The organism is Pediococcus sp. (assembly GCF_003533255.1).
GTDB classification, from domain to species: domain Bacteria; phylum Bacillota; class Bacilli; order Lactobacillales; family Lactobacillaceae; genus Pediococcus; species Pediococcus parvulus.
Window position 1 is genome coordinate 209,465 of record NZ_DOEM01000001.1, and the last position, 15,444, is coordinate 224,908.

Consider the following 15,444-nt stretch of genomic DNA (forward strand, 5'->3'; position numbering starts at 1 on the left):
TATAATGTATCTATTATCCCAGAAACAGATATAAAAGCCAAGAATTATTCTTAAAATAGTTTGACGTGATTTTTACTCACACTGATTTAAGAAATCACCTAATTTTTTCAATCCAATCTTTAACGTTTCTGTATCTGTACAGTAGCCAATACGAGCATGCCCTGGCATATCGAATCTAGATCCAGGAACAATTAATACGCCAGTCTTTTGCAACAACTCTTCGCAGAATTCTTCATCATGCATTTGAATATTTAGTTTGACACAGGCTGTTGAAACTTGTTCTGGCATAATTATTTCTACTTTGGGTTGATTCTTGACCCACTGCTCTAAAATTTTATGATTTCTTTGTACTAATTTTCCGTTACGCTGTAAAATGGCCTTTCGGTTTCGCAATGTCATACAAGCCAATGTATCATTAACCACACCGCCTGAAATCATTGTATAATCCCGATATTTTCTAAATATGTCGGCAAGTTCTTTAGACTGAGTTGCAATCCAACCAATTCGTAATCCAGGAACAGAATACGTTTTTGAAAGGCTATTTACAGAAATTCCCTTTTCATATAAATCAGCGATATCTGGAAATTCATCAATTTTATCCACCGGCTGATAGACTTCATCAGCTAAGACATAAGCGCCAACTTTTCTAGCCAACAAAACGACCTGCTCCAACAACGCCTTATTGAGGAGGCTGCCAGTTGGATTTTGAGCATTATTTAAACAAATCATCTTGGTTTTTGGCGAAATAAGCTGTCGTAATTGAGCCAAATCAGGTTGCCAATTTAAACTCTCTTTTAAATCCCACTCATCAACTTTCACGCCCAAAGACTTGGGCAAGTCATACAGTTGCTGGTAACTGGGATATAAGGAAATGATGTGATCTCCGGGATTCAATAAACTGAAGAGTGCCAAAAAGTTTCCACCGGTAGCACCATTTGTCTGTAAAATATTTTGACTATCAACCTGGTCGTATAGTTGCGCAACTAATTTTTTAAATTCTGGTGATCCTTCGATCCAACCATAATTTAATTTAGTGTTTAAATATTTAGTAAATGTCGCTGTCGGATCCTGGCTATCAAAACTAAGTAATTCCCCCAAAGTTAGTGAACTAATTGTGCTCTGCGAGATATCAAATTGAGCCGCTTTTTCATTTTTGTTTAGCCATTCTTCGACACCAAAGCCTTTGATTTCCATCTTTGTTTCCTCCTCAAATATAATTCGACTCAATTAATACCTCAACATATCTATTGTATCAGGTCTTAATTTTGCATGCTTCGAGATTCCCTACTTTTGAAATGAGAAATTCTTCTCATTTTCGGCTATTTTGGCCTATATTTAAGAGGTTGAGGAAACTTTTTCCCCAACCTCTTCTTTTTTATGAATTTCATTAGGTAAAACATGATCAATATCCTCACTTTTACCTAACTTACGATTTTTTGTAAATTACATTTCTGATGGTGCTTGGACACCCAAAAGGCTCAAAGCAATTTCTAGCACAACACTGACACTTTGAACAAGTGCAAGGCGCGCATTTAAATCGTCGTCTTCAACTAACACTTTTGAATTGGCATAGTATTGGTTGAAAGATTTAGCTAAATGTAGCGCATATTTAGCAATAACTGAAGGTTCATATTCCTTTACTGCCCGTAAAATAGTCTCTGGAAATGCTTGCAAGAACTTCAATGTTTCCCAAGCATTAGGATCTGCTAAGTTCAAGTCGGTAATTTTCACTTTATGATCCGACTTTCTTAAAATACTTTCCGCACGTGCTCTTGTGTATTGCACATAAGGACCAGTTTCGCCTTCAAAACGAACAACTTCGCTCAAATCAAAATCAAACGAGTTCATACGCTCATTTTTCAAATCATGGAAGATGACAGCTCCTACCCCAACTTCATGCGCGACCTTATCAGCATCCTTCAAATCAGGGTTCTTAGATTGAATTTGTTGTTTAGCTAAATCGATGGCATCATCTAAAACTTTATCTAGTAAGACAACTCGACCAGAACGAGTTGACAGCTTCTTACCATTCAACGTGATTAAACCAAACGGAATGTGGTGGATATTATCTGACCAATCAAAGCCCATTTCTTTTAAAACAGCTTTCAACTGTTTAAAGTGATTAATCTGCTCTGCACCAACGACATATAAAGATTGTACAAAGTCATAAGTCCGTTTTCGATAAATAGCAGCTGCCAAATCACGGGTAATATACAGAGTTGCGCCATCTGTCTTCTTAATTAGCGCCGGATTCAAATTATATTTATCAAGGTCAACAATTTCTGCTCCTTGACTTTCTTTTAAGAGGTTCTTATCCTCTAAGAGTTGAACAACTTCATCCATTTTATCATTATAAAAAGCTTCACCCTTATAGGAATCAAACGTAATTCCTAACTTATCGTAGATCCGTTTAAATGATTTCAATGAAACAGAACGGAACCATTGCCAAAGTTCAGTGGCTTCTTTGTCGCCATCCTCAAGCTTTTTAAACCATTTGCGCGCTTCATCATCTAGTTCAGGGTGTTCCTGGTCTTCTTTATGAAAACGCACGTAATATTCAAGTAATTTATTGATTGGATCAGCTTTAACTTCTTCTTCACTTCCCCAGAGTTTGTAGGCTTCAATAAGCTTACCAAATTGGGTCCCCCAATCGCCTAAATGATTAATTTTAACGGGTTGGTAACCCGTTTTGGATAGCAAATTGGCCAAAGAATTACCAATTACAGTTGATCGCAAATGACCCATTGAAATTGGTTTAGCAATGTTAGGCGAAGACATATCGATTGGCACTTTACCGTTATTACCGATTGTGGCATCCCCATAGTGGCTATTTTGCGTTAAAACGGTTTGTAAAACTTCATTACTGAACGTACCTTTATCTAAGAAGAAGTTCACATAAGGTCCTTGTGCTTCAACTTTTTCATAACCAGATTTATTGATTTGTTCCACTAAATCCTTTGCGATCATTTGTGGGGCCTTGTGCAAAGTCTTAGCCAACACAAACGTTGGAAAAGCATAATCTCCAAGATTTGTCGCCTTTGGTACTTCAATCTTTTCGTAAACTACCTGCTCATCTAACTGATTATCTAAGGCATCTACAATACTTTGTGCCACTTGTTTCTTGTAATTCATCTTTAGTTCCTCCATTTATAAATTCAAATTAAAAAAGTCTCTTACAAATAAACTTTGTAAGAGACGAGAAAACCCGCGGTACCACTCTAATTGATTTTAAAATCCACTCAATTTCTTAAATTATAAACATAAAAGCACGTTCACTAACTTTTTCTATTCGGCTTCCACCATTCCGAACTCGCTAAAAGAAAATGAATTAGGTACTACTCTCTTACGGAAAAGCGGGCAACGGGAATCGGACCCGCGACGCAAGCTTGGGAAGCTTGAATTTTACCACTAAACTATGCCCGCAAACACAAAAGTAAGTATAGCATATTGACCAATTTTTGTCATGAATGTTTTCATCTAACTAGTCACTTACTAACCTACTCTATCATAATTATTTTGCTCTTAACTTTGTTGCTAATTCAATTGACTTATCAACCAAGATTGATTGAGAATCAGCAACTGGAAATTTCAGTTCAGGAGCCAGTTCTTGCGCGTAAGATAATTCCGTACAACCTAGAATAACAACCTCAGCACCTTGCTCTTGAACCATTCGTTTCACAATTTCATGGAAAAGCTCACCATCAACCTGATTTTGGTTTTTAATATCATCAAAAATTAATTCAGTCGTTAGCTTTTGAATTTGATCAGTTGGTTTCACAACTTCTAAATTCTGTTGAATTAGTTCCCGATCATAAATGCCATCAGTCGTGGTTCCTTTTGTTCCAATAACCCCAATTCGCTTAGCATCTGGATAATTCTTTTTGATGTAACTTACAGTTTCTCGTGGCATATGCACAATTGGTACAGGTGTTGCCGCTTGTAAATCATCATAAAAGTAATGAGCAGTATTGCAGGCAATCACAAAAAAACTAGGTTTTAATTGACTTTGTTCCTTAATATCCGCCAACAGATCAGGTAATGGACTTGGTTGAGAATGGTCCATCAGATATGTGGAACGATCTGGAACTGTGGCATGGTTTACTAAAATATAATTAAAGTAATCTTGGTCTTGATGAGCGGGTGTTCGTTTGTTTAACAACCGCAAATAACTTTCCGTTGCCGGTGTCCCCATACCACCAATAATTGTAAAGAAATCTTTCATTTAACTCATCCCTTGTTTTCTTCAAAATAACGATCAAAATTTTTAGCATAGTTGTGATTCATCCAAGTCAATAACGCAAATCGCTTAGGATTCATATCTTTTTTATCAAAAGCTGTCATCCCATATCGTTTTTGCTTGATAAGTTGTAAGGCGGTTAATTTATCTCGGTTATCACGGGCATATTTTTTGAACACCCGAATTGGCACGCCTAACCATAACTGATGGGTATCCTCAGATCGGTTAGCATAGACAGTCGGCTTATTCTTCAAATCTTCGCTCACATAATCTTGCACAACCCACTGAGCAAGATTATAACCATTCAACGTCACAAAGAAACTGCTTCGTCCTTGGCGTAAGTTAATTTCAAATAGTTTATAGGTCTTATCACGAGAATCATACTTCAAATCAAAATTAGCATAACCGGTAAAATTGATCTTTTCTAAGAAATCTTGGATCGTCTTATAAATCGTCGAATTGTATTCAGGTAAAATTGCCACATAATTGCCGATAGCAGATGGTGCAACATCTTCTAATAGAGGATGACCCAAACACATCATTTTAACGTGATGATACTGATCCACATAGGCATTCAAGACACGCATGTTACTGTCATCACCAGGGACAAAATCCTGTAAAATCAAATCGGAAGTATAGCCATTGTCGTAAATCTTCCCAACAATTTCATCAAACTCCGCACGTGATTGAATACGAAAGGCCTTTTTTCGACCCTCAAAATGAATATCAAGCCATTCCACACTGTTGGCAGGTTTTAAAGCGACTGGATAACCAAATGGTTCTTCAATTTCTTCAGAACTTTCATATTCATCTTTAGTAATGATTCTAGTCTTAGGATATGGTAAATCAAACTCATCACAAATTTTATAAAAACGTTCTTTGTTGTTTAATTGACGTAGCAAATCATAATCAACATATGGGCAAATGAAGGTTTTAGAAAGTTCTTCTTTGTGTTTTGAAATTAATTCGGCATATCCATCACCCATTCCAAGCAAAATCACCTTTTCAGAACGATTTTCATAACGCTTGGCAATCTTCTTCATCGTTTCAAAGAAAACGGGATCCTCTGAAAAACCAGGAATCAACTCCAAATCCACGATTTTTGTGAATCGGGTTGGGGCTAATTCTTTTTCTGCAAATGCTTTGACCTTTTTGCCAGTCATTTTATAAAATGAACGCGCCATTCCATATGCATTAAAATCACTACCTAATAGCACTGGTATATAATCATTTTTTGAGTTTTCCATTACGCCAATCCTTTCAAAACTTCTTTTGCAACTTTCATATCTGTTGGCCAAGGAGTATCAACTCCTCTGACTTTTTGATATGGGTCCTCTCCTTTAGCTGCTAAGACAACAACATCCTCTGGACGACTAATTGAAATTGCCCGTTTAATTGCAGAATAACGATCAATAACTTTTTCAACCTGCACTTTTGTATGATCAATGTAGCTGTCAATCACATCAATGATTGCACTTGGCTCTTCAAACCCTGGATCGTCCGTCGTTAAAATTGCAACATCTGCATGAGCAGTGAGCGCCTCGCCAAAGCCCTTTCGCCGAGAAATTCCCTTGTCTCCTGGACTACCCACAACCACAATCATACGTCCTTTTGGATACTGACTTTTTAAAAAGCTCAAAAGGGCATTCATGCTGGCATAATTATGGGCATAATCAACATAGATGACCCCATGATTTTTCGAAACCACGGATTCCATTCGGCCCGGGACTTTCATCTTTGTTAACAAGTTGTGCGTTTGATCATAAGTCGCACCAGCTAATCCGGCAGCAATCAAGGCACTTGTGGCGTTGCTTTGATTATAGTCACCAGGCATACTCAAATCATAACGACCATCAATCTTTAAAGCTTTTGCTCTTGGACTTACTGCTTTGACTTCAATCTCGGTCAATCGCAAATCATCACGATCATTATAAAAAACAACATCAATAGGAACTGCGCGATTAATTTTAGCATTTGCCTGCTTAAATAAATAAATTTTTTCTGGATCTGTCGTTGCACGAGCAGCCTGATAAATTTCTTCAAGATGAGCAGTTTGTGCATTAATCACACAAACATCCGAATTAACCATCAATTGCATTTTACAATGCAAATAATTTTCAAATGTCGGATGTTCATTACGGCCAATATGGTCAGGCGTAATATTCAGGAATACTCCTACGTCATAATGTAGACCATATACCCGATTTCGTAAATAAGCCTGTGAGGAAACTTCCATAACAAGCGAATGCATGCCATTATTGACAGCTTCTCGCATATCGTGAAATAAATTTAACGATTCAGGCGTTGTTAAATCAGATTTAAATTCTTGTTCTGGTTTAGGTCCCGTTATACGATCAATGGTTGAAAATAAGGCAGCTTTATTTTCCGAAATGGTTTTTAAAATATGGTGCGTAAAATAAGCCGAAGTTGTTTTACCTTTTGTGCCTGTGAAAGCAATGATAAACAAATCATTTTGCGGATAATCATAAAAAGCTGCCCCTATTAACGCCATCGCTTTGGTCACGTCGGTTACAATAATGCCACACATCATTGGAACTTCTTCAAATTGCTGTTCTGCAATGTAAACCGTCGCGCCTTTATCCTGTGCGACTTTTAGATAATCTGGTTTAAAATTACCCTTACAAAAGAAAAGGTCATTGGCAACTGCATGACGAGAGTCATATTTAACCCCCGTTATTTTTTGATGATCGCCTTTAACATTATTTACTATTTGTTTCAGTAAATGATGTTCTTTTAAAATCATGGTAATTTCGGCAATCTCGAGTGCCATATTTTCCATCTCCAAATATTAAACTTGTGTGCGACGAACTAACTTACTTGTTGTGGCTGTAGTATTTTCTGGGAAATAAACTTCATACCACAAAATAAAGGTGTAAATTGTAAAAATCTTTTGCATACTTGATTTGCCATTAATATGTTCATGCAGAATATGCATTAAAGCCTCTGGTTTGAAAAAACGTTTGGCAACATCAGAGTTAAAGGCTGTTTCAATCCGTTTACGATACTTGTCTTCTTTAATCCAACTCGCAATTGGGGATGGGAAACCCATCTTCTCTTTCTTCGCTACTCGTTCTGGAAGTTCACTTTCAGCAGCCGTTCGCAAAGAAATCTTTGTCTCTTCTTTATGAATTCGAGTTTTAATTGGCATCGTTGCCGCAAACTTAGCCACTTCTTTATCAACTAATGGTGTGCGAACTTCCAAGGAATTACACATACTCATCCGATCTGCCTTATGCAAGATATCAAATGGTAGCCAAGTATTGATATCAAAATATTGCATTTGAGTCATTTCATCTTTGCCCTTGACCTCATCAAAAATATGTTTGGTGTAAGCACCAGAATCCACATTTATACTAGGATCACGTAAGATTTCATCCCGTTCATGTTTGTCAAAAACATAATTAACTCGGTAATAACGTTCACTTAATGGCTCTGCACCTCGAACTAAGAAACGTTTGCCATGGAATCTTGGCAGATTTTGAACCAGTTTAGCAAGACCTGTACGCACAAACTGAGGTACCCATTTTTGATAACGTTCAAATGGAAATGCTTCTAAATAAGTGTTATACCCACCAAAGAATTCGTCGGCACCCTCACCTGACAAGGCAACCTTCACATGTTCCCTTGTCCCTTTAGACAAGTAATAAAGCTGCATTGCTGAAGGATTGGACAATGGTTCATCCATGTAATACATAATGGTTGGCAAAATATCAAAATAGTCGTCACCATCCATCGTTAAAGGTGTGTTTTGTTGATGAATTTCTTTTGCAAATTCAGTCGAATAACTTAATTCACTGTACTTTGAATTATTAAACCCAAGTGAAAATGACTGAATTGGCTTTAATTTAGCTGCTTCAGCCAAGACATAGCTTGAATCGATCCCACTTGATAAGAAACTACCAACTTCCACATCCGCAATCATATGAACCTTCACAGAATCCTTGACAATTCCGCGGATCTTCTTGGCATCACCTTCAATGGTTTGTGATTCGTCAATATGATCATAATTAAATTTAAAGTACGTATGGGTTTCAGTTTTGCCGTCTTTGTGCAAGAAATATGTTCCAGGTAAAAGTTTGTACACATTCTTGAACATTGTTTCTTTTGAAGGAATGAATTCAAAACTTAAATGAATTGGTAGCAATTTTTCATTGAATTCTTTGTGGAACTTTGGATGCTCCAAAAAGGCTTTGATTTCTGATCCCCAAAGGAAGGATTCACCATCATCATAATAGTAAAGCGGTTTAATTCCAAAATGATCCCGCGCACCAAACACTTCTTTTTTCTGCGTATCATAAATCACAAAAGCGTACATTCCGCGAAGCTTTTGTAAAAGGTCTGCCCCCCATGCATCATAGCCATGGATCAACACTTCGGAATCTACATCAGTTTGAAAATTATATCCTAATTTTTTTAATTCTTCACGAATCTCTTTATAATTGTAAATTTCACCATTAAAAGTTAAAACTTTGGTTTTCGTTGAGTTCAGCATTGGTTGTTTACCATGTGCCAAATCAATAATTGAGAGACGTCTAAAACCTAAAGAAGCATCTTCGTCTTGAAAATAAGCCTCATCATCTGGACCACGATGTTTAATCCGGTCCGCCATTGATTTAATGACATCAGAATTGACATCAGTTTGGTTGAGATACCCCACAAATCCACACATTTTATAGACTCCCTTTTTTTTCTTAGTTATATTAGTTATTTGATTGATAATTTAACGACTTGATCCTCAATTAATAAATTACCGTAACAAAAATATTTTACCAAATTTAGCACTAGAATACTACCAGCAGTGAAAACTCAATAATTGCCATCCGTCTTTAATCTTATCTTGATTTTCCATTTTTATTGTCAGCAGTTCTTGAAAATCGTTGAAATTTGCTAATCCTTATGTAATAGTATGATTAACATTTAATTAGAAAATTATGAGCTCCACAGAAAGGCGTTATTTCCTATGAAAAATAAACCGGTTTTATTTACAAACATGTTGGTCAATATGGGTATTGGTCTGATTATGCCGATCACCACCCTTTACATTCATAGGACTTTAAACAAAAGCTTAGTAACTGCAGGTTACGTGCTTTTTTGTTTTTCAGGAGCTATGATGATTGGCAACCTGATTGGCGGCAAGCTCTTTGATAGTTGGCGGCAAAAACCACTCATGTATGTGAACGGAATTGGCGTTGTGACTGCTTTATTTCTACTAGGGCTTTTCCCACAATGGCCGATTTATCCGGTCTTAATCACGCTATACGGCCTGTTTTTAGGTGGCCTAAATTCCGCCATTAATGGTTACATTGCCTTCCTTCAAGTCCAAGATCCTAACATTTTTAATAACGGTTACTGGTTCGCTAGCTTAGGCATGGGATTTGCTACCTTTATGTCAGGAATTTTATTTGGGATTAGTATCCGCATGGTCTTTTTTAGTTCTACTGTCTTATTTTTGTTAACAACATTGCTGATTAGACTGTCATTTAAAACTATCAAAAAACATCCAGTAACCACTAATCAAGGTACAACTGATAACGGTTCTCGACACGCTCTAGGAAGTATTCTCATTATTTGTTTGGTCATGGTCATAATTTGGATCTGCTATGAACAGTGGAATAGTAATGTTTCGGTACTGATGGTTGCTAAACACATCTCTGTTCCTAAGTATAGTCTCCTTTTTACAATCAGTACTGTAGAAATTATTTTAATTCAACCATTTACCACTCGTTTATTCAAACCCAGTTTTAAGGCCGAAAAAATGCGCATTATTTTAGGATTAATTTCGTTTGCCCTTTCTTATTTGGCAATTATTAATACTGGAAGCTACTGGCGTTATGTTTTAGGCATTACCTTAGTCACTTTTGGTGAAATGTTGGCCCTCATCGCAATCCCGGCTTTATTAAACCGGTTTGCTGATGATCGTAATCGAGGCACCATCCAATCTGTAGGGAGTTTTGCCGGATCCATGGGTCGCGCACTTGGTCCTTTATTTGGTGGCTATTTTATTACGGCTTTTGACTATAGCTGGACCTTCTTGGGCATGTTTATTATTCATCTATTGCTAATCATTCCGGTCTTCATGCTAAGGATGAATAAGCCCAAATAATTCTTCATTCTACTGGTAATTTGACTAGATTTCATTTATAATGGTTTTAGAATCATTCTAAATAAGAAAGAAGTTGCTGGGTATGAAACATACTACTAAATTTGCCTTAGTTGTCCTTCTTGGGGTTTTAGCACTTTTCCTAGAGTTTGTTTTCCATCTCAATTTAGTTGCTCAAATTATTATCACTGTGGTAGGAATCCTGATTTCGATCTCCATGTTAATTGAAATGATTAAGACCTTGCGTGCTGGCAAATATGGAATAGATCTGTTGGCGATCACGGCTATCATTGCTACCTTAGCTGTTGGGGAATATTGGGCAAGTATCGTAGTGCTCATTATGCTGACTGGCGGGGATTCCTTAGAAGATTATGCCGCCCATAAGGCAGGCAAAGAACTTCAAAATCTGCTCGACAATTCTCCACAAAATGCCCATGTGCTCTTAGATGGCAAAATTACCACCAAACCGGTTGATGCTGTTCAAATTGGTGACCAAGTTGTGGTCAAACCTGGCGAAGTCGTACCTGTTGATGGGATTGTGCTATCCGGCTCTTCAATTTTTGATGAATCTTCATTAACTGGTGAATCTAATCCAGTATCTAAATCGCTTAATGATGACCTGATGTCCGGATCCATCAATGGGGATGGCGCCATTACGATGAAAGTCACAAAAATAGCCGCCGATAGTCAGTATCAAACAATTGTTAAACTGGTCAAAGCTTCCGAGGCACAACCTGCTCACTTTGTTCGTTTAGCGGATCGATACGCCATTCCATTTACAATTGTTTCTTATCTCATTGCCGGAATTGCTTGGTATATTTCAAAAGATCCTGTTCGCTTTGCAGAAGTTCTCGTTGTGGCTTCCCCATGTCCACTGATTTTGGCGGCACCAATTGCGCTTGTATCTGGAATGAGTAGTGCGAACCGAAATGGAATTATCATTAAAAATGGTACAACAATTGAAAAATTTGCCACTGCCAAAACAATTGCCTTCGATAAAACAGGAACGCTGACGAAGGGAATTTTAGCCATCGATCAAATTAAAAGTTTGCCACCTTACACAAATGAACAATTATTAAGCCTTGCAGCTAGTGCTGAACAACAATCAAGCCATATCTTGGCCCGTTCCATTGTAAATGCTGTTGATTCTAAAACACTTTTGCCAGTTTCAGACATTCAAGAAGTTACCGGCATGGGTATTACGGCTCAAGTTGATCACCAACAGATCAAAATTGGCCGTCAAAAATTTGCAACTCGAGAAATTAAGCCGTTATCTAAACAAACTGCAATCTTTGTTTCCATCAACGATAAATTTGCAGGTTACATTACTTTTTCTGATCAAATTCGCCCTGAAGCACAAATTACAATCTCGCAGTTAAATGAATTGGGCATCAAAAACACCTTAATGATTAGTGGCGACCAAAAAGCTACTGCTGAAATGGTCGGTAACCAAATTGGAATCGCAAAAGTTTATTCTGAGTGTTTACCTAAAGACAAAATTGCGGTTTTGAAGGATCAAGAAAATCATCTCCGTCCGGTTGTTATGGTAGGTGATGGCGTCAATGATGCGCCATCATTAACCGTCGCTGATGTTGGAATTGCAATGGGCGCGCGTGGTTCAACCGCTGCCAGTGAATCGGCCGACATTGTGATCCTAAAAGATGATTTAGGTCGAGTTGCGCGTGCTTTGAGCATTTCTCAATATACTATGAAAATCGCGAAACAATCCGTTTTAATTGGCATTTTTATCTGTATTGGTCTGATGCTCGTCGCTGCCACTGGTATCATCCCTGCCTTGCTTGGCGCGCTATTTCAAGAAGTTGTCGATACCGTCACGATTCTTTGGGCCTTACTTGCCCATCGAGATAACGCTAGTCTAAAAGCATTAATTGCGCAACAAAAGAATAATTAATTCCACAAAAAAACTATTCATGTGAAGTGCCTTTGCATTCCACGTGAATAGTTTTTTTACATTGCTTCTTCAACATCTTTTGGTTCGCGAATCTTCGCTAAAGCTGTATCAATTTGACCCAGTACAGTTTCAACATTTTTTGGATTCTCTAAATCGTACTTTTGTAAATCAATTTTGAGCTTAGGACTTGCATCGTAATCACGATACCATTCTTTATACGCTGCCCACATCTTAAGATAATAGTCCTCAAGTTCAGGATTATTGTCGAATTGTTCATAGTCACGACCCCGCTTTTTAATACGATATAAAATCGTATCAAAATCGGTTTCCGCATACACCATCAAGTCTGGTGCTTTCTTAGGAAGGTCATTCAACTCATTCATCATATTATCCAGAAGATTCAAATAAACACCAAATTCGGTATCTGTAATGTTACCTTCTTTATTATTTTCACGAGTAAACAATGCATCTTCATAAATTGAGCGATCCAAAACATTATTATCATCAGAAAGTGCTTTTTTTATCATTGCAAATCGTTTATTTAAAAAATAAATTTGCAGTAAAAATCCATAACTTTTTTGATCAGAATAATATAATGGCAATACTGGATTATCACCAACTGGTTCGTAAAAAGCTTTTGAACCATAATGCTTTGCAATCTTTCCAGTTAACGTTGTTTTCCCAACACCAATCATTCCTGCTGTAATTATCACCATACAAGGCCCCTCTTTTATCTATAATCAATATTTAGTATATCATAATTAATTGGTCTACAACATATTGCGTTTCATTTTAAATTATGCTGTCGTCTTTAAACAAGCTTAAACGTTTTCCTTACGCTATTTCTCAAATAAATTAAAGTATATTGATTTCAACTTTTATTAATTAACCGCATTTATTCAAAATTTCAAAATCAAAAAGTGCACCAATAAGCATACCATATTCAGATGCCAAAATTTAGACCTAATTTCAAACTTCCCTATTTTTTATGAATTTGAACGCACCCTTTGTTCCAAGTTGCTTTTTATAAAACTGTTTTCCCCGTTACAAAAAACAAATTCTTAATCTGTTCCAAAGCAAAAACAGCTCCGTCCCTGTCATTACCAAGGAAAGAGCTGATTTTATAGAATTTGTAGCAATTTTGAAAATAGATTAAAACTAGTAAATAGTAAATTATGCCCCACTTCGGCAGCGTGCAACAAAACACTCAAAAAAGCCCTTAGCGACCTTAAAATAGTTAAAACGGGCTTTCACTTTCATTCGTTAAGACATACTCATGTGGCCTTCTTATTAGCCTCTGGAATAGATCTGTATGTGATCTCTAAACGGTTAGGCCATTCTGATCTATCAACTACATCGAAAATATATGCATATCTGATTGATGAGTTTAAAGCACGATCTGATCAAAAAATAGAAAAAGAATTAAATAAATTAACTGTTAAAAAGGCATCAGATAAGGCGTCAAAGATTTCCTAGCTGTGCAAAATTTGTGCAAAATGTATTTACTTGTTAGTGTTTTCTAGTGCTTTCTTGTGATAACGAAAAATCAGGAATGCCGGTATAAAGCCATTCCTGATTTCTAAAAAGTTCCTATATTGTACTAAAATGCCCCAGGCAGGATTCGAACCTGTACATGGTTGCCCATACAGCGACCTGAACGCTGCGCGTCTGCCAGTTCCGCCACTGGGGCTAAACAACAGTAATCATTTTACACTATATTCAAAAGAATGAAAAGCTCTATTAAACTTGTGCGCCACTTACTGTCAAAAAGATTATTCTTCAGATAATACTCACTTATCTAGTTTAACCACGGTACCGTAGCCCACTACAATCAAAAACTTTGGCGCCACACTCACATTCACAACTTCTGTGTTAAAATGTACCCCAATTAAACCGTCCCCGTCTTTAAGTTCAGCCCGTTTACTTAATTTATTTTTAGTTTCTTCAATAAGTTGGTCAAACATTTGATACTGGTCAATTTCATCAGCCGATAACATAATCCGGCTTGTGGCAGAAACAATCCCCACAATTGTATGACCCACGTTGATTTCTTCCGTAGACATAAACATAATAATCCCTCTTTATTTCTCAGATTGTTCTTTTTTGACTGCTTCTTCTGCATCCCGTTTCATGGCTGCTAATTTGATTTTGAGTTCAAACACCGTGACCAAAATAATGGCAGCAACAAATCCAACTGCCCACAGCACGATTAAAAGCCAGAAGGGCAGTTGTACATACAATGTGATTACCACTAGCATAATTGCAATTAAACCAGGGACACCCACTAATGCTGCTTTTAACATCTTGTTCCTCCATGACCTAAACTAATATGGATTTATAACACAAACTTTTCAATTGCCTCGGCAACCCCAGTTTGATAATTATTCTTAGTCACATATTTAGCTAAACTCTTTGCCTCAGTAGTTCCATTTGCCACAACAACAGGCATTCCCACTTTACGTAACATAGGAAGATCATTACTATTGTCACCAAGCGCCAAAATTTCGTCTTTTTTGATTCCTAAAGAGTCAGCAAGCTCCAAGGTTGCCGTTCCTTTGTCAGTGCCTAAATGATTAAACTCAGCATACATCCCGGAAGAATAGCTGGCATTCAACTGGTTATCAAAAGTATCCATCACCTTATCATGAACTGGCCGCAAAACCTCTTGGTCAGGATTCATGGTAATGACTTTCATAATTTTATCATCTTTAAAAATTGAAAAATCATCATTTTCCATGATGTGATAGTTCACATGCCGTGGTTTCAAGTAAGCCAGATCCTCTTCACGGGGATTATAGATATACAATTGGTTTAACGTATACACATGGGTATCATTGTGCAGATATTGAGAAGTAATTTCAAAAACACCTTTGGCTTCTTCATACGTCATTTCATTTGTTTGAAGAACCCTATTATCCTGGTTCTCAACAATTGCGCCACCATTATAAGAAATCACAAATTCATTAGCCTCTTGATAGAGACCTAATTTTTGCAATAAAACTTGCACTGAAGCAAAACCTCGGCCCGTATTGGGCACGAACTTAACTCCCTTTTTGGAGGCTGCTTTAATAGCCTCGATATTTTCTTGAGAGATTTTTCCATCGCTACCAAGTAACGTTTCATCCAAATCGCTAACGATTAATTTATACACTTATGATCATCGACTTTCTTATT

12 protein-coding genes, 2 tRNA genes and 1 pseudogene are annotated in these 15,444 nt (G+C 37.1%); 3 read left to right on the top strand and 12 right to left on the bottom strand.

The window, feature by feature from the left end; all coding sequences use genetic code 11:
- Positions 1 to 72 precede the first annotated feature (72 nt).
- From DD627_RS01025 to asnB, 7 genes are all read right to left on the bottom strand, one after another.
- Positions 73 to 1,194, bottom strand: coding sequence for an aminotransferase (locus tag DD627_RS01025; protein WP_057783053.1), 1,122 nt, complete (start codon positions 1,192 to 1,194; stop codon positions 73 to 75).
- 249 nt (positions 1,195 to 1,443) lie between these two features.
- Complete coding sequence (gene argS / locus DD627_RS01030) at positions 1,444 to 3,132, bottom strand: arginine--tRNA ligase (protein WP_057783051.1); 1,689 nt, start codon at positions 3,130 to 3,132, stop codon at positions 1,444 to 1,446.
- A 220-nt stretch (positions 3,133 to 3,352) separates the two neighbouring features.
- Positions 3,353 to 3,423, bottom strand: a tRNA-Gly gene (locus DD627_RS01035).
- An 88-nt stretch (positions 3,424 to 3,511) separates the two neighbouring features.
- The gene (locus DD627_RS01040) at positions 3,512 to 4,222 is read right to left on the bottom strand and encodes an aspartate/glutamate racemase family protein (protein ID WP_057783049.1); all 711 of its coding nucleotides are present in this window, start codon (positions 4,220 to 4,222) and stop codon (positions 3,512 to 3,514) included.
- Positions 4,223 to 4,227: 5 nt separating this feature from the next.
- A complete protein-coding gene (locus DD627_RS01045) occupies positions 4,228 to 5,484 on the bottom strand; it encodes a carboxylate--amine ligase (RefSeq protein ID WP_068805198.1) in 1,257 nt (418 codons plus the stop codon).
- Positions 5,484 to 7,028 (bottom strand): UDP-N-acetylmuramoyl-L-alanyl-D-glutamate--2,6-diaminopimelate ligase, encoded by a 1,545-nt coding sequence (locus DD627_RS01050; protein WP_057783044.1) that lies wholly within the window; start codon positions 7,026 to 7,028, stop codon positions 5,484 to 5,486. Before DD627_RS01050 ends, DD627_RS01045 begins: the two co-directional genes overlap by 1 nt.
- A gap of 18 nt (positions 7,029 to 7,046) precedes the next feature.
- Positions 7,047 to 8,927 (bottom strand): asparagine synthase (glutamine-hydrolyzing), encoded by a 1,881-nt coding sequence (gene asnB, locus DD627_RS01055; RefSeq protein WP_260274355.1) that lies wholly within the window; start codon positions 8,925 to 8,927, stop codon positions 7,047 to 7,049.
- A gap of 291 nt (positions 8,928 to 9,218) precedes the next feature.
- Here asnB and DD627_RS01060 point away from each other — a divergent pair, with 291 nt between their 5' ends.
- Positions 9,219 to 10,361, top strand: a complete 1,143-nt coding sequence (locus DD627_RS01060; RefSeq protein WP_260274354.1) for an MFS transporter — start codon at positions 9,219 to 9,221, stop codon at positions 10,359 to 10,361.
- Positions 10,362 to 10,443: 82 nt separating this feature from the next.
- Positions 10,444 to 12,270, top strand: a complete 1,827-nt coding sequence (locus DD627_RS01065) for a heavy metal translocating P-type ATPase (protein ID WP_068805191.1) — start codon at positions 10,444 to 10,446, stop codon at positions 12,268 to 12,270.
- A gap of 56 nt (positions 12,271 to 12,326) precedes the next feature.
- On the opposite strand, the gene DD627_RS01070 is transcribed toward DD627_RS01065, so the two are convergent.
- Complete coding sequence (locus tag DD627_RS01070; RefSeq protein ID WP_068805188.1) at positions 12,327 to 12,986, bottom strand: deoxynucleoside kinase; 660 nt, start codon at positions 12,984 to 12,986, stop codon at positions 12,327 to 12,329.
- Between the two features lie 463 nt (positions 12,987 to 13,449).
- Between DD627_RS01070 and DD627_RS01075 the strand changes: the two are divergent.
- Positions 13,450 to 13,746, top strand: a pseudogene (locus tag DD627_RS01075) (tyrosine-type recombinase/integrase); the annotation flags it as partial.
- 130 nt (positions 13,747 to 13,876) lie between these two features.
- Here DD627_RS01075 and DD627_RS01080 read toward each other — a convergent pair.
- From DD627_RS01080 to DD627_RS01095, 4 genes are all read right to left on the bottom strand, one after another.
- A tRNA-Leu gene (locus tag DD627_RS01080) sits at positions 13,877 to 13,960 on the bottom strand.
- Between the two features lie 100 nt (positions 13,961 to 14,060).
- Positions 14,061 to 14,339 (bottom strand): hypothetical protein, encoded by a 279-nt coding sequence (locus DD627_RS01085; RefSeq protein WP_057784814.1) that lies wholly within the window; start codon positions 14,337 to 14,339, stop codon positions 14,061 to 14,063.
- 12 nt (positions 14,340 to 14,351) lie between these two features.
- Positions 14,352 to 14,573 carry a hypothetical protein gene (locus DD627_RS01090; RefSeq protein WP_057784815.1) on the bottom strand — a complete coding sequence of 74 codons (222 nt, stop codon included), beginning with the start codon at positions 14,571 to 14,573 and terminating at the stop codon, positions 14,352 to 14,354.
- 32 nt (positions 14,574 to 14,605) lie between these two features.
- The gene (locus tag DD627_RS01095; protein WP_068805184.1) at positions 14,606 to 15,421 is read right to left on the bottom strand and encodes a Cof-type HAD-IIB family hydrolase; all 816 of its coding nucleotides are present in this window, start codon (positions 15,419 to 15,421) and stop codon (positions 14,606 to 14,608) included.
- Positions 15,422 to 15,444 lie beyond the last annotated feature (23 nt).